The organism is Achromobacter sp. Marseille-Q4962 (genome assembly GCF_943737005.1).
Classification (GTDB): Bacteria; Pseudomonadota; Gammaproteobacteria; order Burkholderiales; family Burkholderiaceae_B; genus Achromobacter.
On sequence record NZ_CALSFU010000003.1, the window covers coordinates 1 to 25,198 of the forward strand.

The following is a 25,198-nucleotide window of genomic DNA, read 5'->3' on the forward strand; positions in this document are numbered from 1 at the left end:
GAATTGCGCACTGCCTTGCAAAAATCACGTGGCCCCCTGCACCGCAGAACCCCGCGCCTCGCCTTGCCCTGCCGCACCGCCCCGCTTCAATTTCCGGGCCCAGCGGCAAGGGAGCGAGACTATAGCACAGATTTCGGACTTGTCATGCCGGTTTCATGAAAAGCCATTAAATGCCGGCAAACAGATACAGAGATCATGGTGGGATCGCACCCTGTTTTTTTGCCGCGGCCCTTCCCTCGGGGGCCAGGTATCTATATATATACGTAGCGGCCGGGCGTTGCCCGGCCCTTGCGTTTACCATTCGCCTTCCCTGCCAGGAGATGATGCCCCCATGCCCCCCGCCGTGATCGCCCAGAGCGAAGACATCCTGATCAACGTGACCCCGTTCGAGACGCGCGTCGCCCTGGTGGAGCAGGGAGCGGTGCAGGAGCTGCATGTGGAACGCAGTATCCAGCGCGGCCACGTGGGCAATATTTACCTGGGGCGGGTCGTGCGCGTGCTGCCCGGCATGCAGAGCGCATTCATCGATATCGGGCTGGAACGGGCGGCGTTCATCCACATTGCCGACTTGCGCGAGAACCGCGGCGAGCGCAGCCAGGGCCTGCCGCCCACGCCCATCGAAAAGCTGTTGTTCGAGGGCCAGACCCTGATGGTGCAGGTGGTGAAGGATCCACTGGGCACCAAGGGCGCCCGGCTGTCGACGCAGATCAGCATGGCGGGACGCATGCTGGTGTATCTGCCGCACGATCCGCACATCGGCATTTCGCAGAAGATCGATTCGGAGGCCGAGCGCATCCAGTTGCGCGAGCGCCTGCAGGCGCTGGTGCCGCCCGAGGAAAAAGGCGGCTTCATCGTGCGGACCCAGGCCGAGGGCGCGACGGACGAGGAACTGACGGCCGACCTGGAGTATCTGCGCAAACTGTGGGCCAGCGTGCAGGCGGCCGCCCGCACCCAGCCCGCGCCGGCGCTGCTGCACCGCGACCTGACGCTGGCGCAGCGCGTGCTGCGCGACATGGTCGGCCCCAACACGAACTCCATTCTGGTGGACTCGCGCACCACCACCACCGCCTTGCGCGAATGGGCGCGCCTGTACACGCCTTCGGTCGTGGACCGCATCGAGCACTACAGCGGCGAGCGGCCGCTGTTCGATACCGCCAACGTGGACGAGGAGATCGCGCGCGCGCTGTCGCGGCGCGTGGACCTCAAGTCCGGCGGATATCTCATCATCGACCAGACCGAGGCGCTGACCACCGTGGACGTGAACACGGGGGGCTTCGTGGGCGGCCGGAATTTCGACGACACGATCTTCAAGACCAATCTGGAAGCCGCGCAGGCCATTGCGCGGCAACTGCGGCTGCGCAACCTGGGCGGCATCGTCATTCTCGATTTCATCGACATGGAAGATCCCGAACACCGGGAAACCGTGCTGGGAGAGCTGAAGAAGGCGCTCGCGCGCGACCGCACGCGCATGACGGTCAACGGGTTCACGCAGCTCGGCCTGGTGGAAATGACGCGCAAGCGCACGCGCGATTCGCTCGCGCACCAGCTCTGCGAGCCCTGCCCCATGTGCGAAGCGCGCGGCACGGTGCGCACGCCGCGCACCGTCTGCTATGAAATCCTGCGGGAGATCCTGCGCGAGGCGCGCCAGTTCAACCCCAAGGAATTCCGCATCCTGGCGTCGCAGCAGGTGGTGGACCTGTTCCTGGAAGAAGAAAGCCAGCATCTGGCCATGCTGGGCGATTTCGTCGGCAAGCGGATATCGCTCGAAGTCGAGGGCGGCTATACGCAGGAACAGTACGACATCATCCTGATCTGACGCCTGCCGCGAAGCTCTCGGCCCCGTTCCATAACAGAGAAACCCGTCGCATGCGCGACGGAATGTAGCGCGGGTGTGTCATCCGGATACGAGTGCAATCAAATCTGAAACCGCGGGCGCGCCGGGCCGGTTGCCGATAAGCTCCCGGGCGGTCGATCTGGCAGCCGGCGCCCGCCGGCGCCAGGTCTTTTGTTTTTGGCATACCGGAGATTTTTGATTGATGAAGTCCCTGTTCCGTCCGATCGCGTTGCTGGCCGTTGCGTTGCCGCTGGCCCTGGGAGCATGCGGCAGCAAGGAGCCCGAACAGCGCGCGGCTTTTGCGCAGTTCCTGAAGACCCGCATCGTGGACAAGCCCGGCATCCACGTGCCGCAGCCGACGAACGAGGAAACCGAGTCGTTTGGCGATTACGCCTCGCATTACCAGGTGATCACGGATTTCCATGCCGGCATGGACGCGTCGGTCAAGCCGCTGGGCGGCATGATGCAGAAGACGTCGATGCGCTCCCTGGGCGACATCATGGGCCGCCGCGACGAACTGAAGACCGTGCAATCCGCGCTGGGCGAGATGGGCGCCGCGCTGAAGGAAGAGCGCAGCAAGGCGGACGCGGCGCGCGCCAAGCTGCAGCAACCCGACGACCTGAAGACCGTATATGACCAGGCTTACGAGAAGACAGTGACCCTGCCCGCCGACACCTTCGCGGACGTGCTGCCCCAGCTGAGCGCGACGCTGGACGCGAGCCTGAACGTGGCCGATTACGTCAGCGCGCACCAGGCGCAGATCGACGTGTCCGGGCCGGTCGTGAAGGTGAGCGACCCGGCGGTGCAACAGCAGTTGAACCAGCTCTTGCAGGATCTGAACGCCCAGGCGCGCAACATGCAGCAGGCGCAGACCCGCCTGCAGGCGGTGATGATCGGCCGCTGATCCGGCTGCCCGGCGCGGCCGGGCTCAGGAAGCCATCGCGGCGATGCGGAACGGAAACGCCCGCGCGCCGCGCGCCTTGCCGGTTTCGCGGTGCGCGCTGATGGCCCAGGCCGCGCCCGCGCCCTGGATGTTCTGCACGAGGCGGCGTGTGACGGCGGCGGAAAACCCGCAGCCCAACGTCGCGGCCTGCCGCCTGGCCAATTCGACGCCCACGGCGTGCGGCATGGTGGAATTCCGTTCCGGATGCAGCATGGCAACCCCCTGGCACTCGCCTCCGATATGTCGCGGAGATCGTAGGAATAAATCTACCTCAGCCTGGCGGTTTTTGGCGTGAAATGATACGTAAAGCAATGAAAAGATAGGAAAAATTCGTCCTATCCGGGGACGCCGGGCGGATTGCCGGCGGCTTCGTCCAGCGCTTCGCGGTCGGCGCGGTCGTTGCGGCCGTCCGCCGGCGCTTTCATGTTGCCGTACAGCAGCGACCGGCCCGCGAACAGGCCGCCCGCCACTTCGAGATCAAGACGGACCAGATCGCGCTTGCGCACATCGGCCACCACATCGGCGGCCTCCTCCGCCGGCACCCCCATTTCGGCCAGGGCGCCGGCGCTGAAGGCCAGCGCCGACTCCAGGGTTTCGCGCACCTGGAAATCGACGCCTTCCTTGAGCAGGGCCAGGGCGTGGATGCGGTCATAGGCGCGCACCACCAGTTTCACCAGCGGAAACTCGGCCTTGGCCAGCCTGACGATGCGTGTGGCGTCCTTGGGATCGTCGATGCAGATCAGGATGGCCTTGGCCGTTTCCGCCCCGGCATTGCGCAGCATGTCGGCCCGGGTGCCGTCGCCGTAATAGACCTTCACTCCCCATTTTTCGGCGGCGCGGATGGCGTCGGTGTCAAGGTCGAGTATGGAGACGTTCATGCCGCGCGCGAGCATGGCCTGGGTGACGATCTGGCCGAAACGGCCGAAGCCGATGATGAGCGCGCAGCCATCCAGGTCTTGCGCCGCTTCCACGCCGTCCATGGAGGGTTCGGGCGGCGGCAGCAGCCGCAGCGCCAGCACGCAGACGGGTGTCAGCGCCATGGAAATGATGACCACGGCGGTGAGGACGGCCGCCAGGTGCGCGTCGAAGATGCCCGCGGCGGCCGCCGCCGAGTACAGCACGAAGGCGAATTCGCCGCCTTGCGCCAGCAGGGCCGCGCGCGTGAGGGCTTCGCGGCGGGGCGCCCGCAGCAGCCTGGCTATGCCGTAGACGCCCGCCGCCTTGACCGCCATGAAGACAAACACGCCGGCCAGGATGAGCGGCCACTCGCGCGCCACGGCCGAGAGGTCCAGCGACATGCCGACGCCGAGGAAGAACAGGCCCAGGAGAATGCCGCGAAAAGGCTCGATCTCGGCTTCGAGCTGGTGCCGGAACGTGGATTCGGACAGCAGTACGCCGGCCAGGAACGCCCCCATGGCGGCGGACAGTCCGCCCAGCTCCATCAGCAGCGCGGCGCCGAGCACGACCAGCAGCGCCGCCGCGGTCATGACTTCGCGCGCGCGGGCCGCGGCCAGCAGCCGGAACAGCGGGTTGAGCAGCCACCGGCCGGCGGCCAGCAGCGCCAGCACGCAGCCCGCGGCGATCGCGGCCTGCGCCCAGGGATCGCCGCCATGCCTGCCCGCGCCGGCTGGAGCGAGCAGCGCGACCAGGGCCAGCAGCGGCACGATGGCCAGGTCTTCGAGCAGCAGGATGGAAACGATGCGCTGTCCCTGGGCGCTGGCGGTGTCGTCGCGTTCGCCCAGGATCTGCATGACGATGGCGGTGGACGAGAGCACGAAGCCCATGGCGGCCATGAAAGCGGCCGCGGGCGCCAGCCCCGCCAGCACGCCCACGCCGGTGAGCAGCGCGCCGCAGGCCAGCACCTGCGCCACGCCCAGGCCGAAGATCTCGCCGCGCAGTTTCCAGAGGCGCGAGGGCTGCATTTCGAGCCCGATGATGAAGAGGAACATCACCACGCCCAGTTCGGCCACGTGGAGAATGGCTCGCGGATCGGAGAAAAAGCCCAGGCCGAACGGCCCGATGGCCAGTCCGCCCGCGAGATAGCCCAGGACCGAGCCCAGGCCGAGGCGCTTGAAGAGCGGTACCCCGATGACCGCGGCCCCGAGCAGCACCACGGCATTGACGAGTTGATGGCTTTCGGCGGGCACGGACATGGGACTCTCCCTCAGCTGGGCCGGCTCCGTGGCGGGAGCCGGCGGTGCGGCCCCGGGCGGCGCGATCCGGGCTGGCGGCAAGCCGTCCGCCGGGGCGGCGGACGCAGGCTCATTCTTCGCGGAACTGCATCCGGTAGAGGGACGCGTACAGGCCGTTGGCGGCCAGCAGTTCGGCGTGGGTGCCCTCTTCCATGATGCGGCCCGCATCCAGCACGATGATGCGGTCGGCGTTCTGCACGGTGGACAGGCGGTGGGCGATGACCAGCGTGGTGCGGCCGCGCATCAGACGCTCCAGCGAGGCCTGCACCTGGCGCTCGGACTCGTTGTCCAGCGCCGAGGTGGCCTCGTCCAGGATGAGGATGGGCGCGTTCTTGATGAGCGCGCGCGCGATGGCCAGGCGCTGGCGCTGGCCGCCGGAAAGACGGGCGGCGTTTTCGCCCACGGGCGAATGGATGCCCTGCGGCAGGCTCTCGACGAAATCGAGCAGGTTGGCCGCCGCGAGGGCGTCGCGCACCTGCTGCTCGTCGGCCTCGCCCAGGGCGCCGTAGCCCACGTTGGCGGCGATGGTGTCGTCGAACAGCACCACGTCCTGGCTGACCAGCGACAGGTGCGAGCGCAGGCTGCGCAGCGTGAGGTCTTCGACGGGCACGTCGTCGACCAGGATCTGGCCGCTGGTGGGCAGCACGAAGCGGGGCAGCATATTGACCAGCGTGGTCTTGCCGCTGCCGGAGCGGCCCACCAGCGCCACCGTCTGGCCGGGCTGGGCGATGAAGGAGACGTCGCTGACGGTGTCGGAATCGGCGTCGTGGAAGCGGTGGCTGACGTTGCGGAACTCCACCTTGCCGCGCACCGGCTCGGGAAGCAGGCGCGTGCCGGTATCGGTTTCGGACGGCTGGTCGATGAGGGTGAAGACGCTCTCGGCCGAAACCAGCATCTTCTGCATGCGCGCGGCCAGGTTGGTCAGGCGCTTGATGGGATCGAAGATCTGGGCCAGCGCCGCCATGAACGAGGCGAAGCTGCCCACGGTGAGCGAGCCGCTGTTGGCCTGGCTGAGGGCCACGGCGATGACCGCACCCACCGAAATGGAAATGCAGACCTGGGTGAGCGGGGTGAGCGCCGCGTCGGCGGTGGCGGTGCGCATGGCGAAGCGGCGCAGCTTGCCGCTCACGAAGGCGAAGCGGCCTCGCTCGGCCTCGTAGCCGTCGAAGAGCTTGATGACCCGCTGGCCGTCGATGCCTTCGCTGACCACCCGGGTAAGCTCGGCGTTCATGTTGACGGTTTCGCGGTTGATGCGCCGCAGGCGCTTGATGAAGACCCGGGCGATCATGACCGAGACTGGCAGCATGATGAGGATGATGAGGGTCAGCACCCAGGACATGTACAGCAGCACGCAGATGAGCGCGATGACCACCAGGGTTTCGCGCACCAGCACGGTGATGACGTCGGTGGCGTAGCCCGTGACGTTGCCGGCGTCGATGGTGAAGCGGTTGAGCAGCCGGCCGGTATCGCCGCGCTTGAAGTCGGCATCGGGCAGGCCCAGCAGCCGTTCGAACATGTCGCGCCGCATGCCCAGCAGCACATTGTTGGCGACCCAGGCCAGCAGGTAGTCGCTGAAGAAATTGCAGATGCCGCGCAACAGGATCAGGCCCACCACCGCCAGCGGGAGCGCCCACACGTAATAAGGCTTGGTGCCGGAGAAGCCCTCGTCGAGCAGCGGCTTCATGATGACCGCCAGCGTGGGCTGGGTGGCCGCCGCTCCCGCCATGAGCAGGATGGCAAGCAGCAGGCCCTTCCAGTAGGAACCCACCCGGCTGTAGATGCGGCTCCAGAGTTCGGCTTTGACGGGCTGTGAGCCCGCGGGCGTGTTGCGTGCGGCTGAATTCAAAGGGAACACTCGCTTTTATACAATTGTGCCCGGAATTGTACCGGCTACCGGCGTCCGCGCCGCCGCCTTTTCCCCTGGCGGGCCGCATCGGCCCTTCCCGGCTCGCCGCCGGCCCTTACCGCGCGACACGCGCCCGTTCATGTCCGAAATCAGCTGCCTGTATGTGCGCCTGCCCAACTGGGTGGGCGACGTCTGCATGAGTCTTCCCAGCCTGCGCGCCCTGGCGGCGGCCGGCCTGCCCCTGGTGATCTGCGCCCGCCCCTGGGCGCGCGATCTGCTGGACGGCCTGCCCAAGCAGGATTTCATTCCCATGCGGGGCAAGGTGGGTGCGGACCGCGCCGCCGTGGCGGCGCACCGGCGCAGCCTGGGCGCGGCCGGCCGGCGCGCGCGCGGCCTGCTGCTGCCCGACTCGCTGTCCAGCGCCCTGGTGTTCCGGCTGGCGGGGCTGCCCTCGGCCGGCTACCGCGACGACGGACGCAGCTTCCTGCTGCGCTGGCCGGTGTCCAAGCCTTCCCGGCCCATGCACGCCGTACAGTCCTGGCATTGCCTTACCCGCGAGGCGCTGGCGCGCTGGGGGCTGCCGGCCGGCCCGGCCGCCCCCTCCCCCACGCTGGACCTGCCCCTCACGCCGGCGCACCGGCAGGCTGCGGAAGACGCGCTGCGCGACGCCGGGCTGGCCGGCCGGCCCTTCGTGCTGATCGCCCCTACCGCCACCGGGCTGCACAAGGGCAGGATCAAGGTGTGGCCGGGATTCGACGCCCTTAGCCGTTCGTTACAGTCTGCCGGCCATATCGTGGTAATGTGCCCACCGCCGTCCGAAATCGACGAGGCCCGCCGCAACGCGCCCAGCGCGCAACTGCTGCCGCCGCTGTCCCTGGGGGCTTTCGCCGCCCTGACCGCGCGCGCCCGGCTGGTCATCTGCAACGATTCCGGCGTTTCCCATGTGGCCGCCGCCGCGCTCGCGCCCGAACTCACCCTGTTCGGCGTGACGAGTCCGTCGCGGACCGGCCCATGGTCGCCCCGGGCGGTGTGCATGGGCGCGGACGGATCCTGGCCGTCCGTGCAGGAAGTCGACGCGCGGGCCCGGCAACTGCTCGGCGCGGCGTAAACCCAGGATATGCCTTCCTGGCCCCGGCAAGGCCTCGAGGCGAGGCAGTCACCGGATTGTTTGACATGACCATAGCCACTTACCTGACGAATCTGATCATCCCGCTAAATCTCTGTATCACGTTGGTCGTCGCCGGTCTGGTGCTGGGTCTGTTCCGCTTGCGCAAAACGGGCGCGGCGCTGATGGCCGCCGGCCTGATCTGGGCCCTGGCCTGGTCGCTGCCGGCCACTTCGCTCTGGCTGGGCGGGGCGCTCGAACACCGCTATCCCCACTTGCCGGCCGCGGAGTCGCCCACCGCCGACGCCATCGTGGTGCTGGGCGGCAATACGGCCAACGGCCGCGCCAACTGGTTCCTGCCCTACGACAGGCAGACCGCCGTCGTCCGCGTGGACACCGCGATGGAGCTCTACCGGGCCGGTCGCGCGCCGCGGGTGCTGCTGTCCGGCGGTGCGCTGGAGGGCGACGTGAGCGAAGCCAAGGGCATGGCCTACACGCTGCGCCAGCAGGGCGTGCCCGACGCCGCGCTGATCCTCGAGAACTCCAGCCGCACCACCTACGAAAACGCCGCCCTGACGGAAGACAAGCTCAAGGCGCGCGGCATACACACGATCCTGCTCGTTACCTCATCCCTGCACATGCCGCGCGCGATGGCGGCGTTTTCCAAGCAGGGCGTGCAGGCCATCGCGGCGCCCACGCCGCCGCAGATCGTGGTGCCCGAAGCCGAGAGCCGCGACCCGTTCTGGCCCTGGCTGCCCAACCAGCGCGCCTTCGACGCCAGCCGCTCCATCATCAAGGAGTACGCCGGCCTGTTCGTCTACTGGCTGCGCGGGTGGGTATGAACGCGGCGGTCCGCCCCGCGGGCGATCCGGCCGGTCCGCCGCCGGCGCCCGTCTCCTGCCGGCCGGGCTGCGGAGCCTGCTGCATCGCCCCTTCCATTACGCGGCCCCTGCCCGGCATGCCGCAAGGCAAGCCGGCCGGCGTGCCCTGCGCGCAACTGCTGCCGGACATGCGCTGCGCGGTGTTCGGCCGCCCCGAGCGGCCGGACTTCTGCGGCGGCCTCCGGCCGCAGCGCGACATGTGCGGGCACAGCCGCGAACACGCGATAGCCTGGCTGGATGAGCTGGAGCGCGCCACCGCGCCGCAAGCATGAACGCGCCGCGCGCGGGTTCAGGCGCCGCGCTCGGCCAGCACGGCCCCGTATAGCGCTTCGTAGCGCAGGGCGACGTTTTCCCAGCTCTGGGCGCGGGCGATGGCCAGGCCGCGTTCGGCCAGCGCGGCCCGCAGTTCGGGCTCGGAACCCAGGCGCAGCAGGGCCTGGGCCAGCTGGCTGCCGTCGCGCGGGTCTTGCAGGATGAGCGCGTCGCGGCCGGCCGACAGGTACTGGGCGAAGCCGCAATAGTCGGGCGAGCTGACCACCACGGGCAGCCCGTGGGACATGGCCTCGAGCGGCGCCATGCCGTAGCTGTCGTTGAGCGTGGGATGGGCGTAGAGGTCGGCGGCGCCGAAATAACGCGCCACCTCCGGGGTGGGATCCACCAGGCTGACGCGGCCGGCCAGCGCGCCCTTGGCGCGCACGCGCTCGCGCGCGGCCCCGTCGGCGCCGACCACCAGCAGGCGGTAGTTGTCGGGCAACTGGGCCAGGGCGTCCAGCAAGGCGGGCAGGCCTTTGCGCAGGGGATTGCGCGCCACCAGCAGGCAGCCGATGGTGTCGTCGTTCCAGCCCAGGGATTCGCGCACTTCGCGCCGGCGCGACGGATCGACAGGCGGGGGCAGCTTCACGCCCGGCGCGATGATGTCCACCGGCAGCTCGGGGCCGTAGCTGCGATGCAGCTGGTCCTGGATGAGGCCGGAGACGGCGACGATGCGCCGCCCCGGGCCGCTGCGGACCCGGGCCCGTTCCAGCAGCAGGTAGGTGAGCAGGCGCGGGTTGACCCAGGCGCGCAGCCGCTTGAAGGGCTTGGCCCGGATGACGCGGCCGTAGCGCACCGGCGTGACGTGCATGACCTGGATTTCGCCCGCCCAGCCGTTCATGTGCGAGTGCACGATGTCGAACCGGCCGCGGGTGAGGCGATGGGCGCGCCACGCGAAGCAGGCCACCCGCATCCAGCTCGGCAGCCAGCCGGGAAAGCGGAGCAGCCGGCGGGCGAAGGGAAGATCGCTGTCGTAGTCGCGCGCCACGACGGTGATGTCGTGACGCTCGCCCAGCACGCGCATGAGTTCGACGCCATAGGCTTCGGCGCCGCCGAAACGATTGCCGAAACGGTCCACCAGCAGCGCGATGCGCAGCCGCCGCTCAACCATTGCGGCGGGAGTCTTCATAGCGGGTGAGGCATTTCTGCAGGAACCGGACGATGTTGGTCGAACGCGACACCGTGACCCGCGGCAGGCCGTAGGGATCGTCCGTGGCGGCGGCCAGCCCGCGCCGGGTGAGGGTGGCGTTGTCGTAGCCAGCCTCGCGGGCCATGACGCGGTGCTCGGGACCGTGATCGCCGTAGGGATAGCAGAAAGCCGTGACGGGTCCGCCGAGGGCCTGCTCGAGCTCGTCTTTCGACTGCGCGATCTGGCGGCGCGCCTCGTCGGGCGGCAGTTCCGGCAGGTGGACGTGGTCCAGCGTGTGCGAGCCTACCTCGTTGCCCGCCTGCGCCCATTCGCGCATTTCCTGCACCGACATGAGCGGCGAGAACGGGATGCCTTTTTCCAGATCCCAGACGTTGCCGCCGTCGAACTGGTGCGCCACGAAATAATTGGTGGCGGTAAAGCCCATTTCGCTCAGTATCGGCATGGCATTGCGGTGCACGTTGCGGTAGCCGTCATCGAAGGTGATGCCGAAGACCCTCCCCTGGCGTTCGCCCCGCACGTACGGCATGAGGTCGCGCATGGACAGGCCTCGATAGCCCAGGCGGCGCATCCAGCGCATCTGGCGGGCGAAGCTGTCCGGGTGCACCGTCAGGCCCCGATACGGCGTGCCCTTGGGGTTGGGCTCGCCGATCTGGTGATACATGAGGATAGGAATAGACATGGCCCGAATTATAAGGGCTCAGTGTCCGTCCAGCGTACGCTGGTACACCTCCATCGTGGCGCGGGCGAAACGCTCGAGGTTGAAATCGCGCACCGCGGTGGCGCGGGCCTGCATGCCCATCTGGCGGACGCGCTCGGGATCGTCCAGCATGTTGCGCAGCCTGGCGGTCATGGCGGCCACGTCGCGCGCCGGCACGATCCAGCCGTCCACGCCGTCGGTGACGTTCTCGGGCAGGCCGCCCGCGTCCGACACCAGGGCGGGCAGGCCCAGCCCCATGATCTCGCGGCATGCGAATGACAGGGCCTCGCGGTAGGACAGCACGAAGCCCGCATGGCACGACGCCAGCGCGGCGCGAACGTCGTCGAGCAGCCCGGGAAAGACGACCTGGTCGATCATGCCGAGCTCGCGCACGCGGGCCAGCTTGGCCTCGGAGGGCGGGTCGCCCGCCACCAGCAGCCGCACGCGCGCCTTGTCCGCCGGGGGGAGCGCCGCCGCGGCGGCCACCAGGTCGAGCCAGCCCTTGTCGTAGTCGGTGCCGCCGGCGCTGCCCAGCAGCAGCTTGCCGCGCCAGTCGGGGCCGAAGAAGATCTCGCGCAGCTTGTCCAGGCTTTCGGGCGGCGGCGGCGCGAAGAAGTTCGTGTCGATGCCGTGGCGGATGGTCGTGATGGGGCGGCGCTTGTAGGGCGAATTTTCCATCAGGCGGCGCACGTAATCGCTGACCGCGATGCTGTGGTCGGTGGCCAGGCGGGCGCGCAGCCAGTTGCCCAGGCTGGTCACCGGGTGGTCGTTGTGCTTGGTGAAGACGATGCGCGGACGCTCGGCCAGGGCCAGCGTGGCGAACATTACCTGCTTGTGGTCGGCCGAGCCGTTGCAGTGAATGAGGTCGTAGCCGCCCTGGCGGATCAGCCGGCGCAGTTGCGCGCGCTCGCCCAGCAGCGCGGCGGGACGCGACGAATACTGCATGGGCACCGCCGTCACGCCCGGAATGGCCTTGGCGTAGCGGTAGAGCCGGCTGGTTTCGGGCGTGGCGACGGTGATCTGGTGGCTGCCCGCCAGCGCCTTGGCCAGGTTGATGATGTAGGTCACATGGCCGCCGCCGTTGCGGCCATGGAAATTGGTGTACAGGATTCTCACGGCTTCTTTCCGGCCAGGAACATCAGCTTGGCATAGCGGAAGAAACTGCCGGCCGCCGCGGTGACGGCCAGCACCAGCCCGTGGCGGCCGTCCAGGAAGCCGCGGCGTATCAGGTAGATACGCACGAAAGTCCAGAAACCGTGGCCCAGCGCCCCCAGCACACCCGTGCGCCGGCCCTTGGCGTACATCATGGCGGCGGCGTCGGACGAATAGCGGTTGACCTTGTTGATGAGCGCGTCGAGGTTGTCGTAGGGATAGTGGCGGAAATAGCCGGCAAGGCGCAGCGGCCGGCCGCGGGCCGGCACCACGCGCTCGTGCACGGCGGCATCGGTGAAGCGGGCGGACCCGCGCCTGAAGAGGCGCAGCACGTAGTCGGGCCACCAGCCGCTGTGGCGGATGTCGCGGCCGCAGAAGTTCGACAGGCGCGCGATCTCGTAGCAATCGGCGGCGGGCGCGCGCAGCGTGTCCTGGATTTCGCGGGCCAGTTCGGGCGTGACGCGTTCGTCGGCGTCGATGGACAGCACCCAGTCGCCGGTGGCCAGGTCGAGCGCGCGGTTCTTCTGCGGGCCGAACCCGGGCCAGTCGGGGGTGATTTCCACGCGCGCGCCCAGCGCCCGCGCCAGCTCCACGGTGCCGTCGGTGCTGCCCGAGTCCACCACGATGAATTCGTCAGCGAACGACACGGATTTCAGACATTCGGCGATGTTGGCCGCCTCGTTCTTGGTGATGATGATGACCGATAGCTTCATCCGCGATTCCTAAGACGCTTTTTCCATGCCTTCCAGGCGTGATAACGGGGCCCCCAGAAGGGATGGCGCGAAAGCCAGATGCGCCGGTTCAGCCACGCGCCGCCCTGGTTGCGCACCGCGAAGCGGTAGATGTGCTCCGGGTCTGCCCCCGGCCGGTTCTGGCCGAAAGGGTCGGTAGTGTACAGGTGGCGGAACCCGGCTTCGCGGGCGGCCTCGAGGTAGTCGGCGTCGAAATAGCCCTGGGGCCAGCACAGGTGGTCGCTGGCCTGGCCCAGGCGCCTGGCCAGGGTGTCGCGCGACACGCGCAGCTCCTCTTCGATGTGCCCGCGCTTGGCCGCCGCGTCCTGGCCGCAGACCCGGTCCCAGCGCGTGTGGGTATGCGTGTGCGAATGGAATTCGAAGGTGCCCGCCGCGCGCATGGCCTCGATTTCGCTCCAGCGCAGCATCACCTCGTCGGTGCGGCCCTCGGCAATGAGCTGCTTGCAGGCATGGTGGTCGGGCGTGGGCGGCAGCACGCCGCCCTGCCCCGCGTGCGGGCGCGCCGGGCCGTCGCCGATCCACCCGGTAATGGTGAACAGCACGGCGCGCATGCCGTAGCGCTGCAGGACCGGATGCGCGTATATCCAGTTGTTGAGGTAGCCGTCGTCGAAGGTGATGAGCACGGACCGCTCGGGCACGCTGCCGCCTGCCAGGAACAGGGAAAACTCGTCGGTGCCCAATGACTGGTAGCCCGCGCGCGCGAGCCGGGCAATCTGGTCTTCGAAAACCTGGGGCGTGGCCGCGATCATGCCGCCGGCGGGCGTGACGTGGTGGTACATCAGCACCGGGATGTTCGGGGCGTTCATGCGCGCCGCTCCGCGAGCCACTTGAGGTAGACGGCCTCGGTGGTTTCGGCCAGGCGGGCGGGCGAGAACACGCCCTCTTCCCAGACCCTCTTGCGGCCCGCTTCGCCCATGCGCCGGCGCAGGCCGGGATCGTCGATGAGGCGCCGCAGGGCGTCGGTCAGGGCCGCCGGATTCCGGGGCGGCACCAGGATGCCCGTGACGCCGTCGCGGAACATTTCGGACACGCCGCCCACGTCGGTGCCGATGACCGGCAGGCCGCTGGCCTGCGCCTCGACGTAGACGGTGCCCGAGGCTTCCTGCTGCGTGGCCAGCGCGAACAGGTCGAAGCCGGCCAGCAGGTTGGGCACGTCGCGCCGCGTGCCCAACAGATGGATGCGGTTTTCCAGGCCGCGCTGGGCCACGTAGGCCTGGGTCTGCTCGAACACCGGCGAGCCCCCGCCCACGAACACCAGGTGCAGGTGCGGGCGCTCGGCCATCAGCGGGGCGATGGCGTCGATGAGGTCTTTATGGCCCTTGGTGGCGCGCATCACGGCCACGCAGCCCACCACCACGTCGTCGGGCGACAGCCCCAGTTCCCGGCGCAGGGTGGAATGCTCCACGGGCGCGGGCAGCACCACCGGCGAATACACCGTGGCGACGCGGTCGGGCGGAACGCCGCGGTCGATGAGATGCTGACGCACGTGGTCGCTCACGGTGGTGATGCGATGCGGCAGCCAGGTGTATGACCAGAGCGAGCCCACTCTGTTGGACAGGTGGCGCGTGCGCACGATGAGCGGGGTGCCCGCCAGCCGCCCGGCCGCCGCCGCGATGACGGTGTCGCGCCGGCTATGCGTGTTGAGCACGTCGAAACGGCCTTGCCTGAGGATGCGCCGGACGGCGGCCACGCCGCGCAGATAGTTGAGCGGGCCGTCCATGTCGAGGGTGTGCACGGTGAAGCCTGCGTCGGACAGGCGCTGGGCCAGCAGCGCCTGGGGCTGGCAAATGGCCTCCATGTGATGGCCGCGCGCGCGCATGGCCGTCATTTCCTTGAAAATGCGGCCTTCCTGGCCGCCGAAGCTGGTGGCCGCCTCGGAATGCACGATGCGCAGCGGATGCATCAGTAAGTGACCTCCACGAGCTCGGGCCGGGTCCAGGCATTGAGGTTCTCCAGCAGCGCGTCGGCCATGCGCACGCGCCATTCCTCGCCGAGCCGGACCGTGCAGAGAAAGTTGTCGCGCGTGTAGACCACGTCCACCGGCACGCCGGGGATGCCGTTCTCGGGCTCGGCGCGGAAGGGATTGAGCATCTGCCGCAGGCGGACGGCGTCGGCCGTGCCGTTGAGCTTGATGCGCAGCGAGCGGGCCCGGGCCTCGCGCGCGAGCTGCAGGTCGTAGAGCTGCTCGGCCACGATGCGCATGCCGCCGGAATACTCGTCGTTGCTGACCTTGCCCTGCACGATGAGGAGCTGGTCTTCACGCAGCCGGTTGCGGTGTTTTTCGTACAGTTCGTTGAAAACCGAGATTTCCACCTGCGCGGTGCCGTCGTCGAGCACGGCGAACACCATCTTGCCGCGCCGCGTCATCATGGTGCGCACGCTGGCCAGCACGCCGCACATCCATTGCAGGTCGCGCTGCGGCTCGATGCGCGCGAGCTGCATGGGCACGATGCGCCGCACCTCGTCGCGCCAGTGGTCGAACAGGTGGCCGCTGAAGTAGTAGCCCAGCGCGGCTTTTTCCTCGGTGAGCTTGGCGTGCAGGTCCCAGGGCGGCACCTTGGCCAGCTCCTGGGCCACCACGTCGCCGCTGTCGTCGCCGAAGAGCGAAGCCTGGTTGGCGCTGCGCGCGGCCTGCTCCGCGGCTTCCATGGCCGTGGGCACGGAAGCCAGCATGGCGGCGCGGTTCGGCTCGATGGAATCGAATGCCCCAGCCTTGATGAGGGCCTCGATGGTGCGCCGGTTGACGGCGTGCTTGCTGACCCGGCGGCAGAAATCGAACAGGTTGAGGAAGGGGCCGCCTTCCTTGCGCGCACGCAGGATGTCCTCGACCGCGCCCTGGCCGGTGCCCTTGACCGCCCCCAGGCCGTAGCGCATGGTGCGCGGCGGCTTGCCCTGCTCGGTGTACTTGTCGGCCACCGGCTCGAAGCGGTAGCCGGAGTGGTTCACGTCGGGCGGCAGCACCTCCACGCCGTTTTCCTGGGCGTCGCGGCAGAAGGTCTGCACCTTGTCGGTGTCGTCCATGTCGGACGACATGGTGGCGGCCAGGAATTCGGTGGGATGGTAGGCCTTGAGCCACGCGGTCTGGTAGGAAATGAGCGCATAGGCCGCCGAGTGCGACTTGTTGAAGCCGTAGCCCGCGAACTTTTCCATGAGGTCGAAGAGCTTGACCGCGAGGTCGGGGTCGTGCCCCTTCTCCTTGGCGCCCTTCTCGAACAGCTCGCGGTGCTTGGCCATTTCCTCGGGCTTTTTCTTGCCCATCGCCCGCCGCAGCAGGTCGGCGCCGCCCAGCGAATAGCCGCCGATGATCTGCGAGATCAGCATCACCTGTTCCTGGTAGACGATGACCCCGTAGGTGCTCTTGAGCGTGCTTTCCAGGTCGGGGTGGAAGTAGTCCACCGCCGCGCGGCCGTGCTTGCGGTTGACGAAGTCGTCCACCATGCCGGATTCGAGCGGCCCCGGGCGGTACAGGGCCAGCATGGCGATGATGTCTTCGAAGGTATTGGGGCGCAGCTTCTTGAGCAGCTCTTTCATGCCGCGCGATTCGAGCTGGAACACGGCCGTGGTGTTCGCGTCGCACAGGATCTTGTAGGCCGCCGGGTCGTCCAGCGGCAGCGCCATCACGTCGAAGTCGCGCTTGTCGGCATTGAACTGGCGCACGTAGCGCACGGCCCAGTCCAGGATGGTGAGGTTGCGCAGCCCCAGGAAGTCGAACTTCACCAGGCCAGCCGCTTCCACGTCGTCTTTGTCGAATTGCGAGACGGCGCTGTTCTCCTGGCCGGGCTGGCAGTACAGCGGGCAGAAGTCGGTGAGCTTGCCCGGGGCGATGAGCACGCCGCCGGCGTGCATGCCGATGTTGCGGGTCAGTCCTTCGAGCGGCTTGGCCAGGTCGACCAGCGCGCGCACTTCCTCTTCCTGCTCGTAGCGCTCCTTGAAGGCGGGCTCTTCCTTCAGCGTGCGCTCCAGCGACCACGGATCCATGGGGTTGAACGGGATCAGCTTGGACAGGCCGTCGCAGAACATATAGGGCATGTCCAGCACCCGCCCGGCGTCGCGCACCACGGCCTTGGCGCCCAGGGTGCCGAAGGTGGCGATCTGGCTCACCGCGTCGCGCCCGTATTTCGACTTGACGTAGTCGATGACGCGTTCGCGGTTGTCCTGGCAGAAGTCGATATCGAAGTCGGGCATGGACACCCGCTCCGGATTCAGGAAGCGTTCGAACAGCAGGTCGTAGCGGATGGGGTCCAGGTCGGTGATGCCCAGCGCGTAGGCCACCAGCGAGCCCGCGCCCGAGCCCCGGCCCGGGCCCACGGGCACGCCATTCTTCTTGCCCCAGTTGATGAAGTCCTGCACGATGAGAAAGTAGCCGGGAAAGCCCATCTGGATGATGGTCTTGCACTCCATGCGCAGCCGCTCGTAGTACTGGTCGCGCCGGGCGGCGCGCTCGGTCTCGTCGGGAAACAGGAACGCCAGGCGCTTTTCCAGCCCTTGCTCGGAGAGCTGCACCAGGTAGTCGTCCAGCGAGACGCCGTCGGGCGTGGGAAAGTTGGGCAGGCGCGGCTTGCCCAGCACCAGGCTGAGGTTGCACCGCTTGGCGATCTCCACCGTGTTGGCCAGCGCCGACGGCACGTCGGCGAAGCGGCGCGCCATTTCCTCGGAACTGAGCAGGTACTGCTCCTTGGTGAAACGGCGCACCCGCCGGGGGTTGGCCAGGATCTCGCCCTCGGCGATGCAGACGCGGGCCTCGTGGGCCTGGAATTCCTCCGGGTCCAGGAACTGCACCGGATGCGTGGCCACCACGGGCAGGCCGGCCTCGGCCGCCAGCCGCATGGCCGCCTGGGTGTAGGCTTCGTCGCCGTCGAAACCGGCGCGCTGCAGCTCGATGTAGTAGCAGCCCGGGAACATGTGCGCCCATTGGCGCGCCAGGGCCAGCGCCGACACCGCATTGCCCGCGTCCAGCGCCTGGCCCACGTCGCCGGCGCGTGCGCCCGACAGCACGATCAGGCCCTCCTGGCCTTGCAGCCATTCGCGCCGGATCTCGGCCCGGCCCTTGCCCTGGTTGGTGAGGAAAGCCCGGGTCAGCAGCTCGCAGAGGTTCAGATAGCCCTGGTGGTTGCGCACCAGCAGCAGCAGGCGGAACGGCTTCTCGCGGTCTTCGTCGTTGGTGATCCAGACGTCGCACCCGGCGATGGGCTTGAGGCCGGCGCCGCGGGCGCCCTTGTAGAACTTGATGAGCCCGAACAGGTTGGCGAGGTCGGTGAGCGCCACGGCGGGCTGGCCCAGCCTGGCGACCCGCTTGATGAGATCGGGAATCCGGACGATGCCGTCCACCACCGAGAACTCGGAATGGACGCGCAGGTGGACAAAGGGGGACGGGTTCGTTACGGCTTCGGACATAGCTGGAATTGTACCCAGTCGGCGGCTTTCCAAGCAGGGCCCGCCCGCACGGCGTGTGCCACAATATGCGCTGGCTCCACCCCGCTGCACCACGAGATTGACGTATGAAATGGCTGATCCCCGGAATATGGCTGGCCGCCATCCTCTTCGCCCACTTCCGCGGCCGCGTCAGGCTGCCGCTGGGCAGGCAGTTGCTGGATCATTCGGTGCTGCTCGCGCCCGTCAATGCCTTCATGGTGCTCGCGTCCCGCGTGCCCACCACGCCCTACCTGACCACCAGCGAAATCGCCGAGCTGAAGGTGCTGGACGACAACTGGGAAACCATCCGCGAGGAAGCCCTGCGCATGGCGGAGATGCGGCGCATCAAGGCCGCCGAGGCGCACAACGACATCGGCTTCAATTCCTTCTTCAAGTACGGCTGGAAGCGCTTCTACCTCAAGTGGTATGAGGCCCGCCACCCCTCGGCCGAAGAGCTCTGCCCCAAGACCGTCGCCATCCTGAAGACGCTGCCCAAGGTGAAGGCCGCCATGTTCGCCGAGCTGCCGCCGGGCGGGAAGCTCAACCCGCACCGCGACCCGTTCGCCGGTTCGCTGCGCTATCACCTGGGGCTGTCCACCCCCAACGACGACGGCTGCCACATCATCGTCGACGGCGACGCCTACAGCTGGCGCGACGGCGAAAGCGTGGTCTTCGACGAAACCTACGTGCACGAAGCCTACAACCGCACGGACCGCAACCGCATCATTCTCTTCTGCGACGTGGAGCGCCCGCTGAAGTGGCGCTGGGCCGAGGCGTTCAACCGCTGGTTCGGCCGCGTGGTCATGTCGGCCGCCAGCTCGCCCAACGACGGCGGCGACCAGACCGGCGCCATCAACAAGCTCACGCATGCGCACTGGGTCATCGACCAGAAGCGCAAGGCTTTCAAGGCCTGGAACAAGACCGTCTACAAGGCGACCAAGTTCGGCCTCATCATCCTGGTGATCGCGGGATTCCTGGCGATCTGACGGCCCCGGCAAGCGCCCGGCCCCGGCGCGGCGCCGCCGGGGCTAGCGCCGCAGCGACTCCCAGCTTTTCATCAGCCGCTTGACCGACACCGGCATGGGGGTGCGCAGCTCCTGCGCGAACAGCGCCACGCGCAGCTCCTCCAGCAGCCAGCGGAACTCGTCCAGGCGCGGGTCGGGCGCCCCCTTCAGGGCGGCCCGGGCGCGCTGGTACTGCGTCAGCAGCGGGGCCATTTCGCCCACCAGACGGGCGTCGCGCGCGGGGTCGGCGCGCAGCTTGTCGATGCGGGCGGCGACCGCCTTCAGGTAGCGCGGAAAATGCGCGAGCTGCGCGTAGGGCGTGTCGCGGATGAACCACTTGGGCATGAGCGCGCCCAACTGCTGCTGGATGTCGGCATGCGCGGCCGCGTGCGGCTTGGCCTGGGGCAGCTTGCGCTGCACGGCCCCGTATTCGGCGAGGATAGCGCCCGCCAGGCGCGCGACTTCCTGCGCCAGCAGGCCCAGGCGTCCCTTGCCCTCGGCGCGGCGCGCCTCGAATTCGGTTTCGTTCACGGGCCAGGGCTCGGCCAGGCAAGCCTGGCCGAGCGCGCAGTCGATGATCTGGTCGCGCAGTTCCTCTTGCGTGCCCAGCGTCATGTAGAGCATGCTGATCCGGGTGAGATCGGCCAGGTTCTTTTCCAGGAACTTGACCTGCTCGCGCAGGCCCAGGCGGAACAGCCGCAGCAGGCCGGCCCGGTGGTGCTTGCGCGCCTCTTCCGGATCGTCGAACACGTCCAGGTCGCAATGGCCGCCGCGGTCGACCAGGGCGGGATAGCCGATCACCGACTGCCCGCCCCGCCTGATCTCCATGATTTCGGGCAGCGGGCCGAACGTCCAGCCGGTGAGGTTCTCGTGCGCGAGCGCCTGCGCCACGTCGGCATCGCGCGCGGCCAGTTGCTGGAACGTGGCCTGGGCCTGCTTGCCGAATTCGGCCCGCAACTGCGCCAGGTTGCGCCCGGCGGCCAGCATCCGGCCGTGCTCGTCGATCACGCGGAAATTCATGAAAAGATGGGGCGGCAGGGTTTCGAGCTTGAAGTCGGCCGCCGCCGGGCGCACCTGCACCTGTTCCCACATGTCTGCGATGATCGCCTCGACCAGCCCCTGGCCGGGGTCGGCCAGCCGCTCGAACCAGCGGTCGTAGAAGCCGGCGGCGTAGTCCGGCAGCGGCACGCAATGCCGGCGCAGCTTCTGCGGCAGCGACTTCAACAGCAGGTGCACCTTTTCTTTGAGCATGCCGGGCACGAGCCATTCGCAGCGCGCCGGGTCGATCTGGTTGAGGGCGAAGAGCGGCACCGAGAGAGTCACGCCGTCGCGCGGCGAGCCGGGCTCGAAATGGTAGTCCAGCGCCATGGAGACGCCCTGCCACTCGACCTTCTTGGGAAAAACGTCGGTGGTGACGCCGGCCGCTTCATGCCGCATGAGCTCGTCGCGGGTGAGCAGCAGCCGGGCGGCCTCGGCCTTGTCCAGCCCGCCCACCCACTTCTCCAGCGTCGCGGTCTGGGAAATGCCCGCCGGAAGCTGGCGGTCGTAGAAGGCGTAGATCAGCTCGTCGTCGACCAGGATGTCCGGGCGGCGCGTCTGGTGCTCCAGCTTCTCGATGCCCGCGATGAGCTTGCGGTTGTGCGCCACGAAGGGCAGGCGCGTGTCGATCTCGCCCGGCACCAGCGCCTGGCGGATGAACAGCTCGCGCGCATGCCCGGGATTGACGCGGCCGTAGTGCACGCGGCGGCCGGAATAGACCGTCAGGCCGTACAGGGTGGCGCGCTCGTTGGCCACGACTTGGCCCGCCTTCTTTTCCCAGCGGGGATCGGACCAGTTGCGCCGCAGCAGGTGGGCGGCCGCCCGCTCCAGCCAGGCGGGCTCGATGCGCGCCACGCAGCGGGCGTACAGGCGGGTAGTCTCGACCAGTTCGGCCGCCACGATCCAGCGTCCGGCTTTCTTGGCCAGGCGCGAACCGGGATGGATGTGGAAGCGGATGTCGCGCGCGCCCTGGTACTGGCCGCCCTCCTCGCTCTTGAAACCGATATTGCCCAGCAGGCCGGCCAGCAGCGCCATGTGCAGCTGCTCGTAGGTGGCCTCGGTCTGGTTCAGCCGCCAGCCCTGTTCGCCCACCAGCGCGGCGAGTTGGGAGTGCACGTCGTGCCATTCGCGCAGCCGGACGGGAGAGAGGAAGTTCTGGCGCAGCAGCGCCACCAGCTTGCGTTGCGAAGCCTTGTGCTGCACCTGTTCGCCGTACCAGCGCCACAGCTTCAGGAAAGAAATGAATTCGGACTTGTCATCGGCGAACTTGGCGTGCGCGGCCTCGGCCGCCTCGCGCTCCTGCATGGGGCGGTCGCGCGGGTCCTGCACGGACAGGGCCGAGGCGATGACGAGCATTTCGGCCAGGCATTGCTGTTCGCGCGCCGCGAGGATCATGCGGCCGATGCGCGGGTCCACCGGCAGCTTGGCCAGTTCGTGCCCGGTGCGGGTCAGCACCAGGCCCGCGCCGCCCTGGCCGCCGTCCTCGCCTTCGTGGCCGTCGGCCCGCTCGATGGCGCCCAGTTCCTGCAGCAGGTGGTAGCCGTCGGCCACGGCGCGCCCGGGCGGCGCCTCCACGAAGGGGAACTGCTCGATGTCGTCCAGCTTGAGCGACTTCATGCGCAGGATCACCGAGGCCAGCGAGGAGCGCAGCACTTCCGGATCGGTGAACGGGGCGCGGGCGTTGAAGTCCTGCTCGTCGTACAGCCGGATGCACACGCCCGGCCCCACGCGGCCGCAGCGGCCGGCGCGCTGGTTGGCCGAGGCGCGGCTGATCGGCTCGATGCGCAGCTGCTCCACCTTGTTGCGCCACGAATACCGCTTAATGCGGGCCAGGCCGCTGTCGACCACGAAGCGGATGCCCGGCACCGTGAGCGAGGTTTCGGCCACGTTGGTGGCCAGCACGATGCGCCGCGCGTTGCCGCGGGGGTGGAAAATCTGCTCCTGCTCGGCCTGCGACAGCCGGGCGTAGAGCGGCAGCACGTCGGTGGCCGCGGGATGATGCTTGCGCAGTGCCTCGGCCGCCTCGCGGATCTCGCGCTCGCCGGGCAGGAAGACCAGCACGTCGCCCGGGCCGTGGCGCGCGCACTCGTCCACGGCATCCACGATGGCGTCGATGAGATCGCGCTCCTCGTCGCCGGACATGCGCTCGCGTCCGGGCCTGGCCGCCGCGGCCTCGTCGCCCTGGGCCTCCTGGCGCACGGGACGGTAGCGGATTTCCACCGGATAAAGCCGGCCCGACACTTCAATCACCGGCGCGGGACGGCCGTCGGCGGCCGCGAAATGCCGGGCGAAGCGTTCCGCGTCGATGGTGGCCGAGGTGATGATGACCTTGAGGTCGGGCCGGCGCGGCAGCAGCTGCTTGAGATAGCCCAGCAGGAAATCGATGTTCAGGCTGCGCTCGTGCGCCTCGTCGATGATGATGGTGTCGTAGCGGCGCAGCAGCGGATCGCGCTGGGACTCGGCCAGCAAGATGCCGTCGGTCATCAGCTTGATGGACGCATTCGGGCCGGTGCGGTCGTTGAAGCGCACCTGGTAGCCCACGACCTCGCCCATAGGCGTGTGCAGCTCTTCGGCGATGCGCTTGGCCACCGAAGTCGCCGCCAGGCGGCGCGGCTGGGTGTGGCCGATCATGCGCTGACGGCCCCGCCCCAGCTCCAGGCAGATCTTGGGCAGCTGCGTGGTCTTGCCCGAACCCGTCTCGCCGCTGACGATGACCACCTGGTTGGCCGAGATGGCGCGCGCGATCTCCTCGCGCCGCGCGCTGACGGGCAGGTCTTCGGGATAGCTGACCGCGGGAATCGGGCGCTCGGGACGCGGCGGCTGCGCCCCGGCATGGCGCGCGCGGACGGGAGGATTCAGGCATGTATCGATTATCCGGTTAGCCGGGCATTATAAATTTTCGGGCGGCCGCGAGCCGTCCCGGCCGGGCAACGGGTGGAAAAAGCCCCCCCCGGCGGCCCCGATTCTCCGCCGTGCCGCGGGACGGACCGCCCTATAATTTCGCCACGCGGCGCGGCGCGATAACGCGGCCGGCCGCGCATTCGACCACTCCAAGGAATCCTTCTTTCCATCATGCCCGACCTGGAACCCGACACCGTCTCCGCCCTGGAAGCCCCGGAATTCGCGCCCGCCCAATTCGTCCGATGGTTCCGCGAAGTGGCGCCCTACGTGCACGCGTTCCGAGGCAAGACCTTCGTGGTGGCGTTCGGCGGCGAACTGGTGCAGGCGGGCGCGCTGAACGCGCTGGTGCAGGACCTGTCGCTGCTGTCCTCGCTGGGCATCCGGCTGGTGCTGGTGCACGGCTCGCGGCCCCAGGTCAACGAGCAGCTGCGGCTCAAGGGCTATACCCAGCAATTCGACCGCGGCATGTCGCCCACCGATGCGGCGGCGCTGGAATGCGCCAAAGAGGCCGCCGGAGAGATCCGCCTGGACATCGAGGCCGCCTTCAGCCAGGGGCTGCCCAACACGCCGATGTCGCATTCGCACATCCGCGTCATCTCGGGCAATTTCGTCACCGCGCGACCGGCCGGCGTGATCGACGGCGTGGACTACCGCCACACCGGCCTGGTGCGCAAGATCGACGTCGAGGCGCTCAAGTTCGCCATCGAGAAGGCCTCGTCGATGGTGCTGCTCTCGCCGCTGGGCTTCTCGCCCACGGGCGACGCGTTCAACCTGGCCATGGAAGACCTGGCCACCAGCGTGGCCGTGGCGCTGCGCGCGGAAAAGCTCATCTTTCTCTCCAGCTCGCAGGGCGTGCTGCAGGAAGACGGCTCGGTGGACACCGAGCTGGCGCGGGTCGACGCCGACGCCCTGCTCGCCAAGGGCGGGCTGGACGAGGAAACCGCGGCCTTCCTGCAATACGCCTCGCTGGCCGTCAAGCGCGGCGTGGCGCGCGCGCATATCGTGCCATTCGCGCTGGACGGCAGCGTGCTGCTGGAGATCTTCACCCACGACGGCGTGGGCACCATGGTGGTCGAAGACACGCTCGACGACCTGCGGCCGGCCACGCTGGACGACGTGGGCGCCATCCTGAGCCTGATCGAGCCGCTGGAGGCCGACGGCACGCTGGTGCCGCGCCCGCGCAGCGTGGTCGAACGCGACGTGGAGAACTTCACCGTGCTGGAGCACGACGGCGTCATCTACGGCTGCGCCACGCTGCACAATTTCCCCGAGGAGCAGATGGCCGAAATGGCCTGCCTCATCGTGCACCCCGAATGGCAGGGCTCGGGCGAAGGCGAGATCCTGCTGCGCCATATGGAGGCGCGCGCGCGCGCCGCGGGCGCCAAGCGGCTGTTCGTGCTCACCACGCGCACCTCGCACTGGTTCATGAAGCGCGGCTTCGTGCCCGGCGGCATTGCCGACCTGCCGCGCGAAAAGCAGGCCAACTACAACCGCTCGCGCAACAGCCTGATCTTCATCAAGAAACTTTGAAGACGGCCCGGGCCGGCACGCCCCTGCGCGGCGCGGGGGCTTGCCGCCCACGCCGCGCCAAGCCCGGTAAACTACGTTTTTCTTTCATTTTCCGGCAGCGAATCATGGCCCGTACCGTCAACTGTGTGAAACTCAAGCGCGAAGCCGAAGGGCTGGATTACCCGCCCTATCCCGGCGAGCTCGGCACCCGCATCTGGCAAAGCATCTCCAAGGAAGCCTGGGAGGAGTGGAAACAGGTGCAGACCCGCCTGGTCAACGAAAACCGCCTCAACCTGGCCGACGCCCGCGCACGCAAATACCTGCAGCAGCAAATGGAACGCTTCCTCTTCGAGGATGGCAGCGTCGAAGCCCAGGGCTACGTCCCCCCCTCCGCCTGACCCGCCCGGCGGGAGCCCGCGCTCCCGCCTTTCCCGTTCCGTGCATGCTCCCGCAAGGCCGGCCCGCGGGCG

19 protein-coding genes are annotated in these 25,198 nt (G+C 68.4%); 8 read left to right on the forward strand and 11 right to left on the reverse strand.

Features of this window, described 5'->3' with window-relative positions:
* Positions 1-331: 331 nt before the first annotated feature.
* Together rng and NGJ44_RS02935 are read left to right on the forward strand one after the other, a co-directional pair.
* Positions 332-1,816 carry a ribonuclease G gene (gene rng / locus NGJ44_RS02930; RefSeq protein ID WP_053243756.1) on the forward strand — a complete coding sequence of 495 codons (1,485 nt, stop codon included), beginning with the start codon at positions 332-334 and terminating at the stop codon, positions 1,814-1,816.
* Positions 1,817-2,036: 220 nt separating this feature from the next.
* Positions 2,037-2,738 (forward strand): DUF3053 family protein, encoded by a 702-nt coding sequence (locus NGJ44_RS02935; protein WP_053244101.1) that lies wholly within the window; start codon positions 2,037-2,039, stop codon positions 2,736-2,738.
* A 24-nt stretch (positions 2,739-2,762) separates the two neighbouring features.
* On the opposite strand, the gene NGJ44_RS02940 is transcribed toward NGJ44_RS02935, so the two are convergent.
* From NGJ44_RS02940 to msbA, 3 genes are all read right to left on the reverse strand, one after another.
* On the reverse strand, positions 2,763-2,990 hold the full coding sequence (locus NGJ44_RS02940) for a hypothetical protein (RefSeq protein ID WP_053244102.1): 228 nt from the start codon (positions 2,988-2,990) through the stop codon (positions 2,763-2,765).
* Positions 2,991-3,112: 122 nt separating this feature from the next.
* Positions 3,113-4,930: a monovalent cation:proton antiporter-2 (CPA2) family protein gene (locus NGJ44_RS02945; RefSeq protein ID WP_251863074.1), complete on the reverse strand. Its 1,818-nt coding sequence runs from the start codon at positions 4,928-4,930 to the stop codon at positions 3,113-3,115.
* A 109-nt stretch (positions 4,931-5,039) separates the two neighbouring features.
* Entirely contained in the window at positions 5,040-6,815 is a 1,776-nt protein-coding gene (msbA, locus tag NGJ44_RS02950) for a lipid A export permease/ATP-binding protein MsbA (RefSeq protein WP_251863075.1), read from the reverse strand.
* Positions 6,816-6,954: 139 nt separating this feature from the next.
* Here msbA and NGJ44_RS02955 point away from each other — a divergent pair, with 139 nt between their 5' ends.
* The 3 genes from NGJ44_RS02955 (at position 6,955) to NGJ44_RS02965 (ending at position 9,073) form a co-directional block, all read left to right on the forward strand.
* On the forward strand, positions 6,955-7,923 hold the full coding sequence (locus tag NGJ44_RS02955) for a glycosyltransferase family 9 protein (RefSeq protein ID WP_251863076.1): 969 nt from the start codon (positions 6,955-6,957) through the stop codon (positions 7,921-7,923).
* Between the two features lie 65 nt (positions 7,924-7,988).
* On the forward strand, positions 7,989-8,762 hold the full coding sequence (locus NGJ44_RS02960) for a YdcF family protein (protein WP_053245079.1): 774 nt from the start codon (positions 7,989-7,991) through the stop codon (positions 8,760-8,762).
* On the forward strand, positions 8,759-9,073 hold the full coding sequence (locus NGJ44_RS02965) for a YkgJ family cysteine cluster protein (protein ID WP_251863077.1): 315 nt from the start codon (positions 8,759-8,761) through the stop codon (positions 9,071-9,073). Before NGJ44_RS02960 ends, NGJ44_RS02965 begins: the two co-directional genes overlap by 4 nt.
* Positions 9,074-9,090: 17 nt before the next feature.
* Here NGJ44_RS02965 and NGJ44_RS02970 read toward each other — a convergent pair whose 3' ends face one another.
* The 7 genes from NGJ44_RS02970 to dnaE are packed head-to-tail and all read right to left on the reverse strand — an operon-like array spanning position 9,091 to position 18,258.
* Positions 9,091-10,242, reverse strand: a complete 1,152-nt coding sequence (locus tag NGJ44_RS02970; RefSeq protein WP_082308350.1) for a glycosyltransferase family 4 protein — start codon at positions 10,240-10,242, stop codon at positions 9,091-9,093.
* Positions 10,217-10,942 carry a polysaccharide deacetylase family protein gene (locus tag NGJ44_RS02975; protein WP_251863078.1) on the reverse strand — a complete coding sequence of 242 codons (726 nt, stop codon included), beginning with the start codon at positions 10,940-10,942 and terminating at the stop codon, positions 10,217-10,219. Before NGJ44_RS02975 ends, NGJ44_RS02970 begins: the two co-directional genes overlap by 26 nt.
* A gap of 18 nt (positions 10,943-10,960) precedes the next feature.
* Entirely contained in the window at positions 10,961-12,076 is a 1,116-nt protein-coding gene (locus NGJ44_RS02980) for a glycosyltransferase (protein WP_251863079.1), read from the reverse strand.
* Positions 12,073-12,825: a glycosyltransferase family 2 protein gene (locus tag NGJ44_RS02985; RefSeq protein WP_053245076.1), complete on the reverse strand. Its 753-nt coding sequence runs from the start codon at positions 12,823-12,825 to the stop codon at positions 12,073-12,075. The genes NGJ44_RS02980 and NGJ44_RS02985 overlap by 4 nt, the downstream gene beginning before the upstream one ends.
* The gene (locus tag NGJ44_RS02990; protein ID WP_053245075.1) at positions 12,822-13,670 is read right to left on the reverse strand and encodes a polysaccharide deacetylase family protein; all 849 of its coding nucleotides are present in this window, start codon (positions 13,668-13,670) and stop codon (positions 12,822-12,824) included. Before NGJ44_RS02990 ends, NGJ44_RS02985 begins: the two co-directional genes overlap by 4 nt.
* Positions 13,667-14,767, reverse strand: a complete 1,101-nt coding sequence (locus tag NGJ44_RS02995; RefSeq protein ID WP_251863080.1) for a glycosyltransferase family 4 protein — start codon at positions 14,765-14,767, stop codon at positions 13,667-13,669. Before NGJ44_RS02995 ends, NGJ44_RS02990 begins: the two co-directional genes overlap by 4 nt.
* Positions 14,767-18,258, reverse strand: a complete 3,492-nt coding sequence (gene dnaE, locus NGJ44_RS03000) for a DNA polymerase III subunit alpha (protein WP_251863081.1) — start codon at positions 18,256-18,258, stop codon at positions 14,767-14,769. The genes NGJ44_RS02995 and dnaE overlap by 1 nt, the downstream gene beginning before the upstream one ends.
* A gap of 104 nt (positions 18,259-18,362) precedes the next feature.
* Here dnaE and lpxO point away from each other — a divergent pair, with 104 nt between their 5' ends.
* Positions 18,363-19,262 (forward strand): lipid A hydroxylase LpxO, encoded by a 900-nt coding sequence (gene lpxO / locus NGJ44_RS03005; RefSeq protein ID WP_053245072.1) that lies wholly within the window; start codon positions 18,363-18,365, stop codon positions 19,260-19,262.
* A 42-nt stretch (positions 19,263-19,304) separates the two neighbouring features.
* On the opposite strand, the gene hrpA is transcribed toward lpxO, so the two are convergent.
* Positions 19,305-23,192 carry an ATP-dependent RNA helicase HrpA gene (hrpA, locus tag NGJ44_RS03010; RefSeq protein WP_502802102.1) on the reverse strand — a complete coding sequence of 1,296 codons (3,888 nt, stop codon included), beginning with the start codon at positions 23,190-23,192 and terminating at the stop codon, positions 19,305-19,307.
* Between the two features lie 198 nt (positions 23,193-23,390).
* Here hrpA and argA point away from each other — a divergent pair, with 198 nt between their 5' ends.
* Positions 23,391-24,749 carry an amino-acid N-acetyltransferase gene (argA, locus tag NGJ44_RS03015; RefSeq protein ID WP_053245068.1) on the forward strand — a complete coding sequence of 453 codons (1,359 nt, stop codon included), beginning with the start codon at positions 23,391-23,393 and terminating at the stop codon, positions 24,747-24,749.
* Between the two features lie 104 nt (positions 24,750-24,853).
* The gene (locus NGJ44_RS03020; protein ID WP_053245069.1) at positions 24,854-25,126 is read left to right on the forward strand and encodes an oxidative damage protection protein; all 273 of its coding nucleotides are present in this window, start codon (positions 24,854-24,856) and stop codon (positions 25,124-25,126) included.
* Positions 25,127-25,198: the final 72 nt, after the last annotated feature.

What these genes read in the sequence shown, in the direction of transcription:
- NGJ44_RS02970 (WP_082308350.1), bottom strand. Translation starts at nt 10,242, where the DNA reads ATGAAGACTCCCGCCGCAATGGTTGAGCGGCGGCTGCGCATCGCGCTG.
- NGJ44_RS02990 (WP_053245075.1), bottom strand. Translation starts at nt 13,670, where the DNA reads ATGAACGCCCCGAACATCCCGGTGCTGATGTACCACCACGTCACGCCC.
- NGJ44_RS02955 (WP_251863076.1), top strand. Translation starts at nt 6,955, where the DNA reads ATGTCCGAAATCAGCTGCCTGTATGTGCGCCTGCCCAACTGGGTGGGC.
- NGJ44_RS02985 (WP_053245076.1), bottom strand. Translation starts at nt 12,825, where the DNA reads ATGAAGCTATCGGTCATCATCATCACCAAGAACGAGGCGGCCAACATC.
- NGJ44_RS02995 (WP_251863080.1), bottom strand. Translation starts at nt 14,767, where the DNA reads ATGCATCCGCTGCGCATCGTGCATTCCGAGGCGGCCACCAGCTTCGGC.
- NGJ44_RS02965 (WP_251863077.1), top strand. Translation starts at nt 8,759, where the DNA reads ATGAACGCGGCGGTCCGCCCCGCGGGCGATCCGGCCGGTCCGCCGCCG.
- dnaE (WP_251863081.1), bottom strand. Translation starts at nt 18,258, where the DNA reads ATGTCCGAAGCCGTAACGAACCCGTCCCCCTTTGTCCACCTGCGCGTC.
- rng (WP_053243756.1), top strand. Translation starts at nt 332, where the DNA reads ATGCCCCCCGCCGTGATCGCCCAGAGCGAAGACATCCTGATCAACGTG.
- NGJ44_RS02945 (WP_251863074.1), bottom strand. Translation starts at nt 4,930, where the DNA reads ATGTCCGTGCCCGCCGAAAGCCATCAACTCGTCAATGCCGTGGTGCTG.
- NGJ44_RS02935 (WP_053244101.1), top strand. Translation starts at nt 2,037, where the DNA reads ATGAAGTCCCTGTTCCGTCCGATCGCGTTGCTGGCCGTTGCGTTGCCG.
- argA (WP_053245068.1), top strand. Translation starts at nt 23,391, where the DNA reads ATGCCCGACCTGGAACCCGACACCGTCTCCGCCCTGGAAGCCCCGGAA.
- NGJ44_RS02960 (WP_053245079.1), top strand. Translation starts at nt 7,989, where the DNA reads ATGACCATAGCCACTTACCTGACGAATCTGATCATCCCGCTAAATCTC.
- NGJ44_RS02940 (WP_053244102.1), bottom strand. Translation starts at nt 2,990, where the DNA reads ATGCTGCATCCGGAACGGAATTCCACCATGCCGCACGCCGTGGGCGTC.
- lpxO (WP_053245072.1), top strand. Translation starts at nt 18,363, where the DNA reads ATGAAATGGCTGATCCCCGGAATATGGCTGGCCGCCATCCTCTTCGCC.
- NGJ44_RS02975 (WP_251863078.1), bottom strand. Translation starts at nt 10,942, where the DNA reads ATGTCTATTCCTATCCTCATGTATCACCAGATCGGCGAGCCCAACCCC.
- NGJ44_RS03020 (WP_053245069.1), top strand. Translation starts at nt 24,854, where the DNA reads ATGGCCCGTACCGTCAACTGTGTGAAACTCAAGCGCGAAGCCGAAGGG.